General features: G+C 44.2%; 17 protein-coding genes. 5 read left to right on the top strand and 12 right to left on the bottom strand.

Annotated features, from left to right (window positions below):
* Nucleotides 1-18 precede the first annotated feature (18 nt).
* From MCT08_RS03085 to crp, 4 genes are all read left to right on the top strand, one after another.
* Complete coding sequence (locus MCT08_RS03085) at nt 19-996, top strand: hydrolase (protein ID WP_171979786.1); 978 nt, start codon at nt 19-21, stop codon at nt 994-996.
* A gap of 69 nt (nt 997-1,065) precedes the next feature.
* Nucleotides 1,066-1,278 (top strand): YheU family protein, encoded by a 213-nt coding sequence (locus tag MCT08_RS03080; protein ID WP_053309540.1) that lies wholly within the window; start codon nt 1,066-1,068, stop codon nt 1,276-1,278.
* A gap of 76 nt (nt 1,279-1,354) precedes the next feature.
* Nucleotides 1,355-2,224 carry a phosphoribulokinase gene (locus MCT08_RS03075; protein ID WP_053309541.1) on the top strand — a complete coding sequence of 290 codons (870 nt, stop codon included), beginning with the start codon at nt 1,355-1,357 and terminating at the stop codon, nt 2,222-2,224.
* A 242-nt stretch (nt 2,225-2,466) separates the two neighbouring features.
* Nucleotides 2,467-3,099, top strand: coding sequence for a cAMP-activated global transcriptional regulator CRP (gene crp, locus MCT08_RS03070; protein ID WP_010318741.1), 633 nt, complete (start codon nt 2,467-2,469; stop codon nt 3,097-3,099).
* 85 nt (nt 3,100-3,184) lie between these two features.
* On the opposite strand, the gene MCT08_RS03065 is transcribed toward crp, so the two are convergent.
* The 4 genes from MCT08_RS03065 to MCT08_RS03050 all read right to left on the bottom strand — a co-directional run bounded on the left by MCT08_RS03065 (nt 3,185) and on the right by MCT08_RS03050 (nt 8,114).
* On the bottom strand, nt 3,185-3,979 hold the full coding sequence (locus MCT08_RS03065) for a DUF1338 domain-containing protein (RefSeq protein ID WP_274677877.1): 795 nt from the start codon (nt 3,977-3,979) through the stop codon (nt 3,185-3,187).
* 351 nt (nt 3,980-4,330) lie between these two features.
* Complete coding sequence (gene astD, locus MCT08_RS03060; RefSeq protein ID WP_261915070.1) at nt 4,331-5,788, bottom strand: succinylglutamate-semialdehyde dehydrogenase; 1,458 nt, start codon at nt 5,786-5,788, stop codon at nt 4,331-4,333.
* A gap of 28 nt (nt 5,789-5,816) precedes the next feature.
* On the bottom strand, nt 5,817-6,836 hold the full coding sequence (astA, locus tag MCT08_RS03055; RefSeq protein ID WP_053309544.1) for an arginine N-succinyltransferase: 1,020 nt from the start codon (nt 6,834-6,836) through the stop codon (nt 5,817-5,819).
* Between the two features lie 66 nt (nt 6,837-6,902).
* On the bottom strand, nt 6,903-8,114 hold the full coding sequence (locus tag MCT08_RS03050; RefSeq protein WP_274677876.1) for an aspartate aminotransferase family protein: 1,212 nt from the start codon (nt 8,112-8,114) through the stop codon (nt 6,903-6,905).
* A 261-nt stretch (nt 8,115-8,375) separates the two neighbouring features.
* Here MCT08_RS03050 and MCT08_RS03045 point away from each other — a divergent pair, with 261 nt between their 5' ends.
* Nucleotides 8,376-8,519 (top strand): hypothetical protein, encoded by a 144-nt coding sequence (locus MCT08_RS03045; RefSeq protein ID WP_261927591.1) that lies wholly within the window; start codon nt 8,376-8,378, stop codon nt 8,517-8,519.
* On the opposite strand, the gene MCT08_RS03040 is transcribed toward MCT08_RS03045, so the two are convergent.
* From MCT08_RS03040 to aroB, 8 genes are all read right to left on the bottom strand, one after another.
* On the bottom strand, nt 8,493-9,071 hold the full coding sequence (locus MCT08_RS03040; RefSeq protein WP_168523921.1) for an aminodeoxychorismate/anthranilate synthase component II: 579 nt from the start codon (nt 9,069-9,071) through the stop codon (nt 8,493-8,495). The genes MCT08_RS03045 and MCT08_RS03040 overlap by 27 nt on opposite strands.
* 142 nt (nt 9,072-9,213) lie before the next feature.
* Nucleotides 9,214-11,829, bottom strand: coding sequence for an ExeM/NucH family extracellular endonuclease (locus MCT08_RS03035; RefSeq protein ID WP_274677875.1), 2,616 nt, complete (start codon nt 11,827-11,829; stop codon nt 9,214-9,216).
* 347 nt (nt 11,830-12,176) lie between these two features.
* Complete coding sequence (gene trpS, locus MCT08_RS03030) at nt 12,177-13,193, bottom strand: tryptophan--tRNA ligase (protein WP_274677874.1); 1,017 nt, start codon at nt 13,191-13,193, stop codon at nt 12,177-12,179.
* 138 nt (nt 13,194-13,331) lie between these two features.
* Nucleotides 13,332-14,018 carry a phosphoglycolate phosphatase gene (locus tag MCT08_RS03025; RefSeq protein ID WP_168786512.1) on the bottom strand — a complete coding sequence of 229 codons (687 nt, stop codon included), beginning with the start codon at nt 14,016-14,018 and terminating at the stop codon, nt 13,332-13,334.
* Nucleotides 14,019-14,098: 80 nt separating this feature from the next.
* A complete protein-coding gene (gene rpe, locus MCT08_RS03020; RefSeq protein WP_053309559.1) occupies nt 14,099-14,770 on the bottom strand; it encodes a ribulose-phosphate 3-epimerase in 672 nt (223 codons plus the stop codon).
* Between the two features lie 113 nt (nt 14,771-14,883).
* Nucleotides 14,884-15,711, bottom strand: a complete 828-nt coding sequence (locus MCT08_RS03015; RefSeq protein WP_274677873.1) for a Dam family site-specific DNA-(adenine-N6)-methyltransferase — start codon at nt 15,709-15,711, stop codon at nt 14,884-14,886.
* A gap of 69 nt (nt 15,712-15,780) precedes the next feature.
* The gene (locus MCT08_RS03010; RefSeq protein ID WP_274677872.1) at nt 15,781-17,280 is read right to left on the bottom strand and encodes an SPOR domain-containing protein; all 1,500 of its coding nucleotides are present in this window, start codon (nt 17,278-17,280) and stop codon (nt 15,781-15,783) included.
* A gap of 48 nt (nt 17,281-17,328) precedes the next feature.
* Nucleotides 17,329-18,417, bottom strand: a complete 1,089-nt coding sequence (aroB, locus tag MCT08_RS03005; protein WP_171979780.1) for a 3-dehydroquinate synthase — start codon at nt 18,415-18,417, stop codon at nt 17,329-17,331.
* Nucleotides 18,418-18,440: the final 23 nt, after the last annotated feature.

Raw genomic sequence — 18,440 nt, 5'->3', positions numbered from 1 at the left:
ACATAAACCTTATTCCCTATGACTCAATTTATCGCGGCCACTGGGCTTAAAAATCCTCATTTACAAACGCTCATACCACGCTTATTACGTAAAAAAGCACGTTTTGAACCGCTATGGCAAACCTTACCTACCGATGATGGTGATTTTCTTGACTTGGCTTGGAGCGAAGATAGGCATTCAGAGCAAAGTAAAAACAAACCTTTATTCGTTCTGTTTCATGGGCTAGAAGGAAGCTTTTATAGCCCTTACGCTAACGGGTTAATGCATGCATTCGCCGAAAGTGGTTGGTTGTCAGTAATGATGCATTTTCGCGGCTGCAGCGGTAAACCCAATCACCTTGCGCGGGCTTATCATTCCGGCGAAATAGAAGATGCGCGTTTTGTTTTGCAATATTTGCGCGAACAACATGTAGGGCGACCTATCGTCGCTGTAGGTATTTCGCTTGGTGGTAACATGCTGGCCAATTATCTAGCTGAATATCACGAAGACCCTATTGTCGATGCCGCAACAATCGTTTCAGCACCGCTTGATCTCGCCGCCTGCTCACAACGCATTGAGCAGGGATTTTCAAAAGTCTACCGCGACTATTTACTCTCCTCGCTAAAAAGTAACGCGCTGAAAAAACATCATCTTTTACAAGATGCACTTAACCTCTCTTCTTGTCAGATCAGTAGCATTAAGAAGCTGTATCAATTCGATGATTTAATCACAGCCCCCTTGCATGGTTTTAAAGATGCTCATGACTATTATCAACAATGTTCTGGACTACATAAACTCAAGCAGATCCATGTACCCTTACAAATTATTCACGCTAAAGACGACCCATTCATGACCGATGCTGTGATTCCAAAATTCGTTTTACCGGAAAATATCGACTATCGCTTATTTAACCAAGGTGGACATGTCGGCTTTATTTCAGGCAGTGCATTGAAACCAACTTTTTGGCTGGAACAAGCCTTACCTGCCTATTATGAAAGCCTGTGTAAACCGTCATGAAATAGCTGCCATCACAATGCTATTTAGGGTATAACTGCCAGCCTTCAACATGACAGTTAAGAGGTCGTCATGATTATTCCTTGGCAACAAATTGCTCCTGATACACTCGATAATCTCATTCAAGAATTTGTCTTACGTGAAGGAACAGATTACGGTGAACAAGAGATATCTTTGCAACAAAAAATCGAACAAGTGAAGCAGCAGTTAGCAAGTGGTGAAGTTGCCATAGTCTATTCTGAATTGCACGAAAGTGTCGATATTCAAGTGCGTAAATCGTTTTAGCGCACCGCAATCTAGTCTTTCCGTGCTATATTGCGACAATAAATAACAAGTACGTTACATAAAGACAGGGTTTGTCATGTCAGCAAAACATCCGATTATAGCCGTCACGGGCTCATCCGGTGCCGGTACTACCACAACCTCTGAAGCGTTTCGCAAAATGTTCAATATGATGAGCATTAAACCTGCTTGGGTTGAAGGCGACAGCTTCCACCGTTTCACACGTCCAGAAATGGACGTAGAGATCCGTAAAGCACGAGAGCAAGGCAAACACATCAGTTATTTTGGTCCCCAAGCTAATGACTTTGGCGCACTGGAAGAGTTTTTTCGCCAATACGGCAAACTAGGAACAGGGCAAGTTCGTCGCTACCTGCATTCATTTGATGAAGCCGTTCCCTATAACCAAATGCCAGGAACGTTTACTCCATGGCAAGATTTGCCAGAAAATTCTGATGTTATGTTCTACGAAGGGTTACATGGTGGTGTGGTCGATGGTGATGTCAACGTGGCTCAACATGTCGATTTTTTGATTGGCATGGTGCCGATTGTTAACCTAGAGTGGATCCAAAAATACGTACGTGATACGCGCGATCGTGGTCATTCACGCGAAGCTGTAATGGACTCGATTGTTCGCTCGATGGACGACTACCTCAATTACATCACCCCACAGTTTTCTCGCACCCATATTAACTTCCAGCGCGTGCCCACAGTCGATACCTCAAACCCGCTCAACGCAAAGGGTATCCCCAGTTTGGATGAAAGCTTCGTGGTGATAAGGCTACGTGGCATTAAGAATGTCGATTTCCCCTATTTACTGGCCATGATTGATGGTTCATTTATGTCGCGCCATAACACCATCGTTGTTCCTGGTGGCAAGATGAGTTTTGCCATGGAGCTGATTGTTCGCCCTATCCTGCAACAATTAATTGAAACAGGGAAAATTGGATAATATTTTTGCACTTTTTACGGTTACTTTTCATACCGTGATCATGTGCACATTTTTGCTTAAATTATCGTGTAGTCGACACGATTAAAGTCAAGAAATCGTTTCCGAAAAAGGATACTATTCTTAACCGAAACACAAGTTAGCTTGCAGCACTTGTAAAGTGCTCTTATCCTAGTAAGTCAATTTAAAGGCTTAGCTAAAATATGGAAAGCAGCAAGCGTACCCTGCAGAGGAAGTGAGATATTATGGTTCTAGGTAAACCTCAAACCGACCCAACACTAGAGTGGTTTCTTTCACACTGTCATATTCATAAGTACCCATCAAAGAGCACGCTGATCCACGCGGGCGAGAAAGCTGAAACGTTGTACTACATCGTTAAAGGTTCTGTTGCGGTTCTTATTAAAGACGAAGAAGGTAAGGAGATGATCCTTTCTTACCTAAACCAAGGTGACTTTATCGGTGAACTTGGTCTATTCGAAGAAGACCAAGAACGTACCGCTTGGGTTCGTGCTAAATCTCCTTGTGAAGTGGCAGAGATTTCATTTAAGAAATTCCGTCAACTTATCCAGGTGAATCCAGATATTCTAATGCGCCTATCTGCTCAGATTTCACGTCGTTTACAAGTGACTAGTCAAAAAGTAGGTGACCTTGCGTTCCTTGACGTAACGGGCCGTATTGCTCAAACGCTACTAAACCTAGCGAAACAACCTGACGCAATGACTCACCCAGATGGCATGCAAATCAAGATCACCCGTCAAGAAATCGGTCAAATCGTTGGCTGTTCTCGTGAAACAGTTGGTCGTATCTTGAAAATGCTAGAAGAGCAGAACCTAATTTCTGCACACGGTAAAACTATCGTGGTATACGGAACTCGTTAATTTCAACAGAAATTGAGAGACTGAATCGATAAAGCCACCTTGGGAAACTTAGGTGGCTTTTTGTTGGCAAAGGCTCAGCACAATTTTATTGCATATCAGTGCTTTCAAAAATCTTGTCAGCTGAAGCGGCAACAAACCCACTATATAACTCACCGTTTGCCATTGGATAGCGTTTGGCAAACTCGTAAAAACCGCCCGGAATCATCTCAACACCATCACTAAATTGCACCGGTACTTTATCTGCCATGGTGGAAGATTGTTCTAGCAGCACCTCTGGCGTGCCTTTCACTTCTCCGCCATTTTCATTAATAACAAAGCCAGCTTGGCGAAGGTGAGCATTCACCGCTTTGACTTCATTAAACGCATTCAACTGGTTAACACTAACGGTAAAATGATTGGCCCCATAGCCATGAGCTGCCAACCATGCGGCGTATTCACTTTCCTGAGCCAAAGTGAGGTAATCGCTATGGGCTATCTGCCATAATCGACCACTATACAAAAAGTCGCTACTGGTGAGTTTGTCGCTATCTACTTGCTCTACCAGTTTGGCTACAATCGCTTGCAACTCAGGTGAGCACTCTGCCACTTTTAGCTCACTAATGAAAACCTTAGGCTGCGTTGGATCAGGATGTTCATAGTGCTTCGCGACTAACTTCTTACTTTCAAATTGATAATCACCACACGCTGTATAACCTAATGCTAAAAAAGGCTTAGCCAGTGTTTCAATCCCCAGGGGAGCAACATTAAAGGTTCGCAAAGCGATATGATCATTGATCAAAGCTTCATCTTCTTGAAGCAATTGATGAACTTTGTCAGCCGAAGGACAAAGACGTTGAATATAGTCATTCCATAGCGATTGAAATAAAACGGTTGGCGTCATAACGCCTCCTTGTCAGCAATGTGTCTAGCAAGCGATATACCTTGAGTATGTATAAAGCCTTAGTTTCAGTATGAGGTTATTGGATAAATATTGCCGCTTAATATTTATTGAAACGATTCAGAAAATACATCCAGCGGCAATTCAACCTGTGACGTTAAGTTGTGTATTGATCCAGGTTTCAGGATCTATACCCAAACCACTTGAAGTGGCAGGTAGGTGGCAAGTGAGTAAATCCCCATGAGCATAGATAAACTATGTAATTGGGGTGAACAAACGTAGCCAACACCGCTGCAACTTCAAGTAGAAAGGGGATAAGCCTCTTCTATGAGAGGCTTTTTATTATTCCGTAGGTTATAGCTCAACCCCAGGGCTGAGAGTGGCAGGTAATTCTGTTGCCTGCCCTTCCATTGAAGCCATAGGGTATGCACAGTAATCAGCCGCGTAATAAGCACTCGGGCGCAAGTTACCCGATGCCCCCGGCCCACCAAATGGTGCATCACCACTCGCACCAGTTAATTGGCGATTACGGTTTACGATACCAGCGCGGATATGATCAACAAAATAATCCCACTCGGCATCATCAGTTGATACTAAACCTGCAGACAAACCAAAACGGGTAGCATTGGCCAACTCAACCGCTTGCTCTAAAGTCTGATAGCGCACCACTTGTAATAACGGGCCAAAGTATTCTTCGTCAGGCAACTCACTAATAGCGGTTACGTCAATGATTCCTGGCGTAACAAATGCCGCTTGCAGCGGTTTGGCTTCCACCAAACTATAACCACCTAAAAATTGTAAATTAGCCTGTGCATTGAGAATAAATTGCGCGGCAGCTTGCGAGATTTGTGGCCCCATAAATGGCGCAGGATCGGCAAATGGTTGATCAATTCGTAGCTTTTGGGTTGCGGTGATCAATTTACTTAATAGCACATCACCTTTTTCACCGACAGGAACGTACAGGCGACGCGCGCAAGTGCAGCGCTGCCCTGCGCTAATGAAAGCCGATTGAATGATGGTGTATACCGCTGCATCTAAGTCACCATACTGATCGGAGATCACCATCGGGTTGTTCCCGCCCATTTCAAGCGCCAGCATTTTGCCAGGTTGCCCGGCAAACTGACGATGCAGTAAATGCCCAGTGTTAGCACTGCCAGTAAATAGCAAACCATCAATACCTTTTGACTCGGCCAGAGCGATGCCTGTTTCTTTCGCCCCTTGTACAAGGTTGAGCACACCTGCTGGTAACCCTGCATCTTGCCACAGTTTCATGGCAAATTCGCCCGTCCACGGGGTTTGCTCAGAAGGCTTAAACACCACGGTATTACCCGCTAAAAGAGCCGGAACAATATGACCATTCGGTAAATGTGCTGGGAAATTATAGGGACCAAATACCGCCATTACACCAAGTGGACGGTGACGCAGTACAATTTGGTTTCCCGCTGCCTCACGCGCACTTTCACCCGTACGATCATGATAAGCACGAATCGAAATAGCGATTTTACCAGCCATCGCCGCCGCTTCAGTACGAGTTTCCCAAATGGGTTTACCAGTTTCTTTGGCGATGATCTGTGCGATTTCTTCACTGTGTTCTTTTACTTTCTCAGCAAAGGCCAACACGTATTGCTCACGTTCAGCAAAGGGGCGTTTTTTCCATTCAACAAAGGCACTTCTTGCTGCACTCACTGCGTCTTCTACTTGCGCAGGCGTTGCGCTATCGCCTTGCCAAATCATTTGGTCATTATAGGGGCTGAGCGATACCATTGGCTCACCTTGGCCAGCTAACCACTCACCTGCAATCCACTGAGTCATATTTCTATCCTTACATCAAAAAGCTGGCTTACTGCGCCAAAATTCGAACTAAATCGCCACTCTCTACTAAAAGCGCTTTTGCTACTTCAGGAGAGATAATCACCGTTTCGGTTTCACGGTTGTAAGCCCCTTTCGCTGCGGTAGCGCGAAAATCTTCAAATGAGGTATTACACACCAAATAATCTTGCGAACTAGAATGTTCTGCCACTTCGACCTTGGCGCGCATGGAATGACGTACCGACTCAACATTACGTAAGTCACACTCAACGGTTGGGCCGGCATCAAAAATGTCGACATAATTGCGGCAAGTAAACCCTTCACGTTCCAATAGCTTAAGCGCAGGGCGCGTGTTGTCATGTACTTGGCCGATGACAGCTTGCGCTTCTTTACTCAGCAAGTTGACGTAAATAGGCAGCTTGGGCATCAGATCCGCGATAAACCCTTTCTTGCCAATCCCTGTGAGGTAATCGGCCATCGTGAAATCTATTGAAAAGAAATGCTCTTGCAGCCATTGCCAAAACGGAGAGTTACCTTCGGCATCGGAAACACCACGCATCTCCGCAAAAATGGTTTTCGAGAATCGATGAGGATGTTCGGCCATCATCAGAAAGCGGCATTTCGACATTAAGCGGCCATTAAGCCCTTGACGAAAATCAGGACGCAGAAAGAGCGTACAAATCTCACTACAACCGGTGTAGTTATTGCCAAATGTCAGCAGTTTTACCGTATTGTTCACCTTCAATTTAGGCGATGAATGAACAATCGTGCTGATATGGTAAGAATAAAAAGGCACATCCCAACCAATAGAAGCTTCAATACCCGTGGTACCAGCAACCTCTCCAGTTTCAGAATCAAACCCCACCATTAAATAACCTTCGTCTCCAGGCTCGGATACGTTGGGTTTAGTAAAGCTGTATTCAGAATGGGTAATACGATTGGTTAAAAGTTCTTCATTAACCGGTAGAGATGTGAATCCGTGACCTGATTCGACAGCGCAAGTGTGCAGCGCGTCATAGTCCGACATTGCGATAGGGCGAACAACTAGCATCAATACTTCCCTCCCGATGCTTGAAGTAGCCCAAGGCTTCCTACCTTGGGCTGCTAGGCTTTTTCACTACATGAGTGATGCAATAGCTTTATCGAGTTTTGCTAAGCCTTCTTCTATTTCTTGTTTTGTAATCACTAATGATGGCGTCATACGCACCACATTGGTTCCAGCAACCAACACCATCAAACCTTGTTTACCTGCCGCAACCAAAATGTCACGGGCACGGCCTTGCCACTCTTCATTCAACGCGGCACCGAGTAATAAACCTTTACCACGAACTTCACTGAAGATTTGGTATTTAGAATTAATTTCTGCTAACCCTTGACGAAATAGTGCTTCGCGCTCTTTTACACCCGCTAACGTTTCTGGCTGGCTAACAAAATTAACGACCGCTTCAGCGACGGCGCAAGCTAATGGGTTACCGCCATAAGTTGAACCATGAGTCCCGACTTTTAGGTGAGCAGCCAATTCATTGGTGGTGAGCATAGCGCCAATAGGGAAACCACCACCGAGTGATTTTGCAGTACTTAAAATATCAGGAGTAATGCCTAAACCTTGGTATGCGTAGAAATCTCCCGTACGACCATTACCTGTTTGTACCTCATCAAAGATAAGTAGAGCATTGTGTTTGTCACACAACTCACGCACCGCTTGAACAAACTCTGGCGTTGGCGACACAATGCCACCCTCACCTTGCAATGGCTCCATCATGACAGCACAAGTACGGTCTGACATATGGGCTTGTAGTGCCTCAATATCGTTATAGGCTAGGTGGGTCACATCGCCAGGCTTTGGACCAAATCCATCAGAATAAGCCGCTTGACCACCGACAGTAACGGTAAAGAAAGTACGTCCGTGGAAACCTTGTTTAAAGGCAATGATTTCTGATTTCTGTTCACCATGAACATCTGCAGCCCAACGACGAGCAAGCTTCAAAGCCGCCTCATTCGCTTCTGCACCAGAATTGGCAAAAAACACTTTTTCCGCAAAGCAGACTTCGGTTAATTTTTTCGCGAGACGCAACGCGGGTTCGTTAGTCATTACGTTGCTGAGATGCCATAACTTGTTCGCTTGCTCAGTTAAAGCACCAACCATCACTGGGTGACAATGGCCTAAACAACTCACGGCAATACCACCAGCAAAATCGATGTATTCATTACCTTGCTGATCCCATACCCGAGAGCCTTGTCCCTTTACTGGGATCATTTCCATTGGGTTATAGCAAGGTACCATTACCTCATCAAATAAGCCGCGCTCTACATTCATTTCCACTGTCATTGCACATTCCCTCTCGATACCGCATGCCTAGCAGATTGCGATCTTTCCACAAAAACCTTGCGTGGAAGATATTGTTTTGCTTTTTAGCTAATGCAGCATTGTATTTACAAATTATTAACCATTTCAATAGTGGATTATTCTTTTATCACAACAATTTTGCCGATAATCCTCACTACGTATGATTATTTATGCATTAAGTAGACTCTTTTATGAAGTACTTTTTTACAAATAGTGAGAATAAATACAGCCAAGGCTTGAAGCATGGCGCTTAAAGTAAATTCGATAGGATATATGGCGAATAATTTTGCAAGCTTCACAGCCAACAAAAAAGATGAAGAAAATGTTAAGAAAGGTGATCGCAGTCAGGTTGAGAGAGGCCTAACGACGCAAAAAATTAGCCAGTAATTGATGCCCCTGTTCGGTTTTGATTGATTCGGGATGAAATTGTACCGCATCGATGGCTAAGGTTTTATGTTGGTAGCCCATAATTTCGTCCATGCTCCCGTCGTCTAATTCTGTCCATGCAGTCAGTTCAAAACAGTCAGGAAGCGAGTCGGACTTTACCACTAAAGAATGGTAACGAGTCACCGTCAAAGGATTATTGAGGCCATGAAATACGCTATTCCCTGTGTGACGAATAGCTGAGGTTTTACCATGCATCACTTTTCTGGCGCGAACGATCTGCCCCCCAAACACCTGCGCAATGGCTTGATGACCAAGACACACTCCTAAAATGGGTAACTTGCCAGCAAAGTGTTGTATCGCTTGCAAAGAGATACCGGCTTCATTTGGTGTACAAGGCCCTGGAGAGATAACTAGATGAGTAGGATTAAGTGCTTCAATACCTGCAATATCAATTTCATCATTGCGTACTACCTCTACTTCAACGCCCAATTCACAGAAATATTGATACAAGTTGTAGGTAAACGAATCGTAGTTATCGATGATAAGTAGCATGGTAGGAGCAGCACACTCAAAGTTGGAAATCACTAGGGGCAGTATTGTGCAATACCACCAATGAAAGGCAAGTATTAAGTCGGTAAAGGTGAAAAATTAAGGCCAGCAAATGCCAGCCTTACTATTTACAAGTTTTAGCTCATCACTTACGACGTCGCCATGCACCGAAGCCAAGCAAGGACATCAGTACACCTAAGCCTAATGAACCACCGTAGATATTCAGTTCGAGAACGGCTGGATCATGATCTGATGCACGGAAGTGATCACTGTATTTAGGTAAGTCACCTTTGAACTCATCGTTGTAATCAAACAGTGTTGATTCACCGCCATTGATGTGCCAATCGGTCGCATCTACCACTTTACCTTTCAGGCTTTTACTGACCAATAAGTGATCCAGTGCGCCAACTTCATCATTAAATGAATAACTCCAACTGTCTGGATGCTTCATCGCAACAGCATTGATGTAATCGTAGCTCTTGGTGATCACGGCACCGTCATCACCAAACTGCGAAACACCAGCAATGTAAGTATTACGAGCGGCTTTGATCTCTTTGCCATATTTCTCTGGACTGTAATCGGTCAAAACCAACATAGGGTCCTCCATACCGTAAGAGTTCATATCACCCAAAATGACTTTATGCCCGTTGATTTTCTCAAGTGCTTCACCAAGTGCAACCGCTGCCGCGACACGGAAGTTTTCACACGCACCTTGGAAGTCTGCATCGTTGCCACCTTGTCCGCCTTGTTCAAGCGGTGCTGCATCTTCCCAACATTTAGAGCCTTTTGATTTCAAGTGGTTAACAGCAACAGTGATTTTCTCATGACCCCCTTTCACTTTGAAAGTTGGTGCAAGCGTATCGCGTTGGTAGTTTTTACCATCTTCAAGCACTTTCCCTTTATCATCCAACACTTGTGGCGCTTGTTGGCTAGGCATTGGGATAACTCGGCTCTGCTGCAGTTTCACGACTTTCTCACGGTATATCACGCCAGTAGTGATCACATCCGTACCAATAGAATCAAGCTCATCAGTCACCCCATCATTATTTGAGTCAACCGCGACAAAAGTGTAGCGCTTCTTCTTATCCGCAATGCGTTGGTTTAATTGCTCAACCAACTGGCGAATCGCAGCACCTTCACCAAAACCGTTATTTTCAATTTCCATCAAACCGACGATATCAGCATCGAGACGCAAAATAGCATTGACGATTTTCTCTTGTTGAATCTCAAACTCAGCTAGATTATTCGCACCACGATTATCGCCGTGTAAATTCGCGTCACCACCAAATGGCGAATTGAAATAGTTAAGCACGTTGAATGTTGCGATACGGAGATCACCTTCATCCATATCAGGCTTATCTGTGCGTGGGTCATTACGTACGAAGTTATCTTGATTGATTTGGTTGGTGACCAACAGGCGATATTCGTTGTAACTGTATGACAACACACCTTCTAAGCCGACAATGGTGTCATCAATGCGAATGTAATCTTCTGTTGAGCCATTTTGATCAATATCACTACGACCAAACTCTGAATAGTATGGGATTTTTCCATCTGCTGCTTTTTGGTCTGATTCAACGAACAGACGACGTTGAGCATTTTCGATACTTTGTTGTTTAGCTTGCTCTGAACCGGCAGCAAACAGTTGGTTTGGCTGCATGTTAATGCGCCCTTGAGCTAACACCATATTGTTACGACGACCAGCATAGCCATAGCCAAATGTGCGCGTCACGCGCATATCTAACGCTCGATCCGTTTTGACTAACATCCCCTCATAGCGCTCTAAAGTTTGCTCAAAATCAGCGTCACTTGGCAGAATTTCTATTGCGGTCGCTTGAGGAGCGGCTTGTTGATCTTGCTTTACCCATTGATTATTTTCAGCTTTAAGCTGAGTAAGGTTGTAGTACTCTTGCACTTTACCTTTGACACACACCACATCGCCCGGCTTTAAATCTGAGCTTGATTGGTTGGTGTGCACAAATAGGCCTTCCGAAGTATTCGCGTTGTAGTCATCGTCTAGCGCTTGTAGGTAGAAGCCCTTGGTTAAACCTGTCGTTATCGCACTGACCACGCCTTTCACAAAGTAGTCTTGCTCTGTAATGTATGGATAACCATTGATGAAAGGCGACGTTGCCCCTTCACCTTGGATTTCTTGGATAGTAGTAAATACGGGGTCTGCACCGTCTTGCGTACAGGCAAATGCTGCCGGTGGTTCAACCGCATTTAATGCGCCTAAACCGTCGATATTATCTTTAGCCAGTGATGTCCATTGAGAAGTTTGATAAGTAGAAGAAGGCATCAGGCTATCAGCATTACGAACGAGGGTTTTATCTTTACCCCAATCAACATCGCCCATTTCACCCAACATGTCGTGCACACTACCATCGGTATTAAGCAGTGCTACCGGGTCATCTCCGTTGAAATTAACCACCGTACCGTTATTTTCATCGCTCACTGTTTGAATAGCGCTGCTGGCACTTTCATGTGAAATCACTAATACATCATTAGCGGCAATGACTCGGCCAGTCAGTGGCAATTGTGTATCCCAACTACCACCGCCATTACTCGACTTAGCCAGAATGTAATTATCTAAGCTCATCGCTACATCACCAGTATTGGCTATCTCAATCGCTTTATTGAAGCTTCCACCCTCAACATATTGAGAAATAATGATTTCTGCATGAGCAGAAGCGACGAAAGTTGACCCTATTGCCAACGCTAGCAAAGTGCGGCTCAAGGGGGCTGTACGTTTCAATTCCATTGTTCACCTCTTTTTTCCCTGCCATGTAACCAAAGTATTAAGCAAGGTGTTTTAAATCACGTTTATAAGTTTTGATTAATAAATTTGCGCGTACAGTGTTGTTGTTTTGTATGAAATGACAAAACATTCACAATTCATATCGAGATCAAACTCTCATAGTTAGAGTAAATACTTGAACCAAACGCAAACTTTCAACAGAGAAGGTAAATAGATTTGCCTACAGAATCATTACAGATTAATTAATATAATATTTGGCTGATTTTTTAGAGGAAAAATAAGGAAAGAGAAGTTGCAACTAACAAAAAAGCCCCTAGAAAACTAGAGGCTTAAAAAGAGGTAAACTGAGTTTAAGGGCGCGTCACGAAACCTACCGCTTGGTAAGCTTTCTTCAACGTCACTGCAGCACGAGCTGATGCTTTTTCTGATCCCGCTTTCATTACTGAATCTAGGTAAGCGCGATCTTCACGAATACGTGCGTACTCAGCTTGTACTGGTTCAAGCATCGCAACCAGAGCTTCACCCACATCTTTCTTAAATGGTCCGTACATTTCTACGCCTTGATATTGCGCTTCAATTTCAGCAAAGGTTTTACCTGTTGCCGCCGAGTACAAGCTCATTAAGTTCGAAATACCCGCTTTACTTTCGGTATCAAAAGCAATACGTGGCGGTGTTTCAGTGTCAGTCTGCGCTTTATTGATCTTCTTAATGATCGATTTTGGATCTTCAAGCAGAGTAATGACGTTCTTACGGTTATCATCCGACTTCGACATCTTCTTAGTCGCGTCTTGAAGGCTCATTACGCGTGCATTCACTTGTGGAATGTATGGCTCAGGAATGGTAAAGATTGGGTTTTCTGGGCTGTAGATATTATTAAAGCGTGTCGCGATATCGCGTGCCAGCTCAAGGTGTTGCTTTTGGTCACTGCCTACTGGCACTTGATGCGCTCCGTACAGCAGAATATCTGCTGCCATCAGCACTGGATAACCAAATAGCCCCGCATTCACATCATTCGCGTAACGTGCTGATTTGTCTTTAAACTGAGTCATACGGCTCAGTTCACCCATTTGCGTGTAACAGTTAAGAAGCCAACCCAATTGAGCATGCTCTGGTACATGTGACTGAACAAATAGCGTGCTCTTCTTAGGGTCAACACCAACAGCAAGACAAATTGATAATGCGTCTAAGGTTGCTTCATGCAATGCTTTCGGGTCTTGACGAACCGTAACAGCATGCAGGTCAACCACGCAATATTGGCAATCATAGTCATCTTGCATCTGTTGCCATTGACGTAGAGCACCCAAGTAGTTACCGATACTTAGTTCACCAGACGGTTGAACACCACTCAATACAATGGGTTTGCTCATGGGATGATTTCCTTGTTACTTAAAATGAGATAGGACTGAAAAAGTCTGTTAAAAAACCGCGCCAATTCAATCAAAGAATTGCGCGGTTATTGCAGTGTACTCATTGACGAGTATTTTACTAGCGTCTTGTGCTAACTTTTATGCAGAAACTGGTACTAAATCGAGCAACTGATCAATACAATCAGCGACATAATCCGGCTTTGAGTCAGAAATAGGCTCACCGTGGTTGTAACCGTAAGTTAGACCAAACGAGAAACAACCTGCATTTTTCGCCGCCAAGATATCGTTTTTAGAATCACCCACCATCAGCATATCGCTTGCTGTCATCTGGTGTTTATCCAACAACCAATTGAGCGCCATTGGGTCGGGTTTTTTGATTGGGAACGTATCACCACCAATAACATCGGCAAAAAAATCCGCAATACCATGCTGCGCTAATACCTCAGGGACAAACTTTGACGGTTTATTGGTCACCAAAGCCAGCGTGAAACCAGCTTTGTGTAGCGCGGCTAAGGTCTCTTTCACTTGTGGATACAAATGGCTAAGCTTGTGACCCGTTTGCGCATAGAAGTCATCAAAACGCTCGCGAGCGGTCGATTTCAGTTCATCGCTCAACTCAGGATCAATGGTTAAACTTTGGCTTAATGAACGAGCAATCAGCACATCGGCGCCATTGCCAACGTAGTCACGAACTTGTAGCTCAGACACCGCCGGGTAACCTAACGATTGCACCGCTTGGTCAGCAGCAACAGCTAAATCTGGCACGCTATCAAGCAGTGTGCCGTCTAAATCAAAGGCAATTAATTTTATTGAGCTTAAAGACATCTTTATTTCCGAAAATAGGCCAAGGGCAGTAATAGATAAGGGGCATCAAGCCCCTTTGAATATGGTTATTATTGTGTAATTTAACCTGCGTTAGCTAGCTCTGCACGCATCTTATCAATCACGGCTTTGTAATCAGGCTCACCGAAAATGGCAGACCCCGCGACAAACATATCAGCCCCAGCTTCAGCGATTTCTTTGATGTTATCTACCTTCACGCCACCATCGATTTCAAGGCGAATATCTCGGCCAGACTGTTCAATCAATTGACGAACCGCACGCAGTTTATCCAACGTATGTGGAATGAAGGATTGACCACCAAAACCAGGGTTAACCGACATCAGCAAAATCATGTCCACTTTATCCATGATAAATTCGAGGTGAGAAAGCGGTGTTGCAGGGTTTAATACCACACCCGCTTTACAGCCGTGTTCTTTAATCAATTGCAAAGTGCGATCGACATGATCAGACGCTTCAACGTGGAAAGTAATCATCGAAGCGCCCGCTTTCGCGAAATCAGGGATGATGCGATCAACCGGTTTTACCATTAAATGCACATCAATCGGTGCGGTAATGCCGTAGTCACGCAGTGCTTTACAAATTGGCGCACCAAATGTCAGGTTAGGCACGTAGTGGTTATCCATAACATCAAAGTGAACTACGTCTGCCCCAGCTGCGAGTACTTTTTCAACGTCTTCACCAAGACGTGCAAAATCTGCAGAGAGAATAGATGGGGCAATAAGGAAATCTTTCATACCTGACCTCTTAGGCTAGTGAGAGCAAAATGCGTGATGAGCAAAATTCGCCCGCAATTCTACCTAAGCTGGCAGGCAGATCCTAGCTTGATGGATGATTTAGGATGTAAATGTTAGTCGTGGCTATCATTTGCATTAAATAATGCCAACAGTTCATCCACTTTATTACGCCCAGCCCCATTGCGGCTAATGGTACGTTTGACTTTGACCACGTTAAGCTCAGCGCCGTGATACAAGCGACGAGTTAGCTTGGTGTCATGGTTAGAAATGAGTACTGGCACACCACGTACTGCGGCTTTTTCTGCAACATCAGCCAATGCGGCTTGATCGTCTAATGAAAATCCATTACCAGCATAAGAGGTAAAGTTGGCGGTGCTAGAAAGCGGAGCATACGGCGGATCACAATACACCACACACCCTTTACGAGTTCGGCGAAAAGTCTCTTCGTACCCTTCACAAATAAAGGTGGCTTTTTGGGCTTTTTCTGCAAAAAACTCCAATTCCGCTTCTGGGAAATAGGGTTTTTTGTAAGAACCAAATGGGACATTAAACCCGCCTTTTTTGTTATAACGGCATAGGCCATTAAAACCAAAGCGGTTCATATATAAAAATGCCAAAGATCGATACAGCACATCATCGCTCTGATTAAACTCTTTACGTACATCGAGATAGGCTTCTTTGCGATTATTTTCAGCCGTAAACCAACGTTTCGATTCAGTAATATAAAGTTCAGGCTGCTCTTTGAGAAGATTATACAAGTTGATCAGATCTGGGTTGATATCAGCCAACAAATACTGTTCGAAATCGGTGTTGAGGAAGATAGAACCCGCGCCGACAAATGGCTCGACCAATTTACGAGCAGGCGGCAGGTGACGTTGAATATCTTCTACTAGGCCATATTTACCACCAGCCCATTTAAGAAAGGCACGCTGCTTCTTCATTTACTGCTCTATCTTTCAACCACAAAATAAGGCTGCGGAATGTAACATATTTTTGCGCCAAGCTCAGCGTTATTTCGCACGTTCAATCTCTCGGTGTACCTGACTTAGCGATTTAGCCCAAGGACCTACCGATTGCAGCGCCTTAGGTAACGTAGCCACCGCATCACGAGCAAACTGGATCGTTGGGTAGTTATCGTAAGTAATGATGTACCATTCCACGTCATTACGTAATGTTGGGTAAATGCGTATATTTTCTTTCAATTGGTACTGGTCAATAAACTTCTGCGCCTCTTCTAATGAATTAACAGCCGCTAATTGCAAAGTATAACTGCGAGGAGAAAACGCTTTTAGTTCGTCTCTTGCAAAAGAAAATGTAATCTTAACCGGAGCAACATTTTGTGTAATCTGTTCTGAAGGTGTTGTGTTCTCTTGCTCATTTTGACGCTGCGCATCGGCAAGCGCATTATCGATAACCGAGGTATCAACCTTAGTTTGATTACCTTCAAGTAAAGCATCGACAACATCCGATTCAATCACTACACGTTGTTGATCTTCTTCTGTCACACCAACACTTGCGATACTGTCCATTACATCTGGTGGTAATGCACTTGAATCATCGATTGCGCCAACATAACTAGGATCAGTAGGTGTATCTGAACTGCCCGAGGCTGTCTCTGCCGGCTCTGTCGCGAGCTTATTGTCCGTATCGGTTGCAGCAATGGCTAAGGTTGGGATCACCGTTTGTTCAACGTTGCTAGCGGTTTGCTGCGCTTCGTCCCCCGGAGTCGGTTGATTCAATAGCCACCAATAACCACCGCCAATCACAACTAATAACAACACAACCAAAGCGGCAATTTTGGCTGGAGAGCCAATAATAGAGCGGATAATAATCCTTCTTTCCATTTTCTGTTCTCCTAATGCCATAATTTCCCCCGGTACTCGTTTTACTTTCTTGTAAGCATTACGAATACGACGTTCCATATTGTCTTCAACGTAGCGCATGACCAAATTTTCGAATAGGCGATCCGCTTCTTCATTGGTCAGCGGTTCAATTTCAAGCTCAACAGGTTTTTGCTCTTGCCCATAGCTCAGACGCGTTAAAAGTGCATCAAGGCTATTGGCTTGTGCAAATAAGACCACGTTAATCGTCCATAGCGGATTAGATTGTGCTTCTAACACTAACATCCACAATTCAGAAATAAGCGCTTCCGACAATAAATGAGCATCGTCGACAACAATCACCACATCACAGCCGCCACCATCCAGTAGATGAGTCAGGCTCTCAGCAAGTGAATCATGAGGATTAAATAAGGGACCGGAGACGATCTGAGTGAGAATGGTCGCGCGACGCTGCTGTTCATCTTGATTAGGATGGCACGATAACAGTGATTGGTTTTTATCTTCCGCCCACGCTTCAAGATATCGCTGAGCAAGCCATGATTTGCCATAGCCTTGGCCACCACCAACCGTAATAACATTAGAACCAAAATTAGTTAAAAGCTGCAAACGTTCTAGCAGCTCTACTTGAGAATCTAATTCTAATACTCGTAACTCATGCGCCAAACTCATTAGGCCATCCTACTGACAAACAATGATCAAATTTGTATCAATGAAGATCTATAGCGTGCGGCAGAAGTCTATCGCTTGTTCAATAATGGCTTCCGGTACACCTTTCACGACTTCTGAAGTACCGATACTCGTCGGCAACACCAAACGCAATTCACCTGAAAGCACTTTTTTATCACGCATCATATGACGCATAAAGTCAGCAAAAGACATGCTTTGCGGTGTATGCACCGGTAACTTCGCTTTCTTGAGTATAGAAATAATTCGCTCAACTTGCTGCTCATCAATCAAACCTTGCAGTTGAGCCGTTTTTGCCGCCATTACTGTACCTGAAGATACCGCTTCACCGTGCAGCCAATTACCATAACCCAGCTCAGCCTCGATCGCATGACCAAATGTATGACCCAGGTTCAATAACGCACGAATTCCTGACTCTTTTTCATCTTGAGCCACAACATCCGCTTTAATTTGGCAACAACGAGCAATCGCATACGCCAGTGCTTTTTCATCTAAAGCGTATAATTTGTCTAGGTTTTCTTCTAACCAAACAAAGAAATCATAATCGTAAATAATGCCATACTTGATCACCTCAGCCATGCCCGCAGAAAATTCGCGTTCAGGCAAAGTGGATAAGCATTGTGTATCGATAATCACCGCTTTAGGTTGATAAAAAGCACCAATCATATTCTTGCCCAAGGGATGATTGACTGCGGTTTTTCCACCGACAGAAGAATCAACTTGAGAAAGTAACGTGGTTGGAACCTGAATGAAATCAACGCCGCGTTGGTAGCATGAGGAAGCAAAACCGACTAAGTCACCAATAACTCCACCACCGAGTGCAATAATCACAACATCTCGGCTGTAATTACCCTCTAAAAGGTAACTCATTACAGTGTTAAAGGTATCTAAGGTTTTGTACTGCTCACCATCTGGCAGTTCAAGCAAAGAAGCCTGACAACCATGATGCTCAAGAAGCGCTAAAATTTTTGCTGCATACAAAGGGGCAACCGTAACATTGCTGATCACGACTACTTTTTGTTTTGCAGAGAGGAAAGAAAGGAGGGCCGGATCATTAAATAATCCGGCGCCAATTGAGATTGGGTAGCTACGCTCATCTAAACTGACCGTAATCCGTTCCATGGTTTGCACTCCAAAATAAAGAA

The organism is Vibrio aestuarianus (assembly GCF_028858425.1).
Classification (GTDB): Bacteria; Pseudomonadota; Gammaproteobacteria; order Enterobacterales; family Vibrionaceae; genus Vibrio; species Vibrio aestuarianus.
The sequence above is the reverse complement of the archived record's forward strand: the minus strand, read 5'-3'. Positions and strand labels throughout refer to the sequence as shown.

What these genes read in the sequence shown, in the direction of transcription:
- MCT08_RS03065 (WP_274677877.1), bottom strand. Translation starts at nt 3,979, where the DNA reads ATGACGCCAACCGTTTTATTTCAATCGCTATGGAATGACTATATTCAA.
- rpe (WP_053309559.1), bottom strand. Translation starts at nt 14,770, where the DNA reads ATGAAAGATTTCCTTATTGCCCCATCTATTCTCTCTGCAGATTTTGCA.
- MCT08_RS03075 (WP_053309541.1), top strand. Translation starts at nt 1,355, where the DNA reads ATGTCAGCAAAACATCCGATTATAGCCGTCACGGGCTCATCCGGTGCC.
- MCT08_RS03040 (WP_168523921.1), bottom strand. Translation starts at nt 9,071, where the DNA reads ATGCTACTTATCATCGATAACTACGATTCGTTTACCTACAACTTGTAT.
- MCT08_RS03085 (WP_171979786.1), top strand. Translation starts at nt 19, where the DNA reads ATGACTCAATTTATCGCGGCCACTGGGCTTAAAAATCCTCATTTACAA.
- MCT08_RS03025 (WP_168786512.1), bottom strand. Translation starts at nt 14,018, where the DNA reads ATGTCTTTAAGCTCAATAAAATTAATTGCCTTTGATTTAGACGGCACA.
- aroB (WP_171979780.1), bottom strand. Translation starts at nt 18,417, where the DNA reads ATGGAACGGATTACGGTCAGTTTAGATGAGCGTAGCTACCCAATCTCA.
- MCT08_RS03045 (WP_261927591.1), top strand. Translation starts at nt 8,376, where the DNA reads ATGGCGCTTAAAGTAAATTCGATAGGATATATGGCGAATAATTTTGCA.
- MCT08_RS03035 (WP_274677875.1), bottom strand. Translation starts at nt 11,829, where the DNA reads ATGGAATTGAAACGTACAGCCCCCTTGAGCCGCACTTTGCTAGCGTTG.
- crp (WP_010318741.1), top strand. Translation starts at nt 2,467, where the DNA reads ATGGTTCTAGGTAAACCTCAAACCGACCCAACACTAGAGTGGTTTCTT.
- MCT08_RS03080 (WP_053309540.1), top strand. Translation starts at nt 1,066, where the DNA reads ATGATTATTCCTTGGCAACAAATTGCTCCTGATACACTCGATAATCTC.
- MCT08_RS03015 (WP_274677873.1), bottom strand. Translation starts at nt 15,711, where the DNA reads ATGAAGAAGCAGCGTGCCTTTCTTAAATGGGCTGGTGGTAAATATGGC.
- MCT08_RS03010 (WP_274677872.1), bottom strand. Translation starts at nt 17,280, where the DNA reads ATGAGTTTGGCGCATGAGTTACGAGTATTAGAATTAGATTCTCAAGTA.
- astD (WP_261915070.1), bottom strand. Translation starts at nt 5,788, where the DNA reads ATGACTCAGTGGATTGCAGGTGAGTGGTTAGCTGGCCAAGGTGAGCCA.
- astA (WP_053309544.1), bottom strand. Translation starts at nt 6,836, where the DNA reads ATGCTAGTTGTTCGCCCTATCGCAATGTCGGACTATGACGCGCTGCAC.
- MCT08_RS03050 (WP_274677876.1), bottom strand. Translation starts at nt 8,114, where the DNA reads ATGACAGTGGAAATGAATGTAGAGCGCGGCTTATTTGATGAGGTAATG.
- trpS (WP_274677874.1), bottom strand. Translation starts at nt 13,193, where the DNA reads ATGAGCAAACCCATTGTATTGAGTGGTGTTCAACCGTCTGGTGAACTA.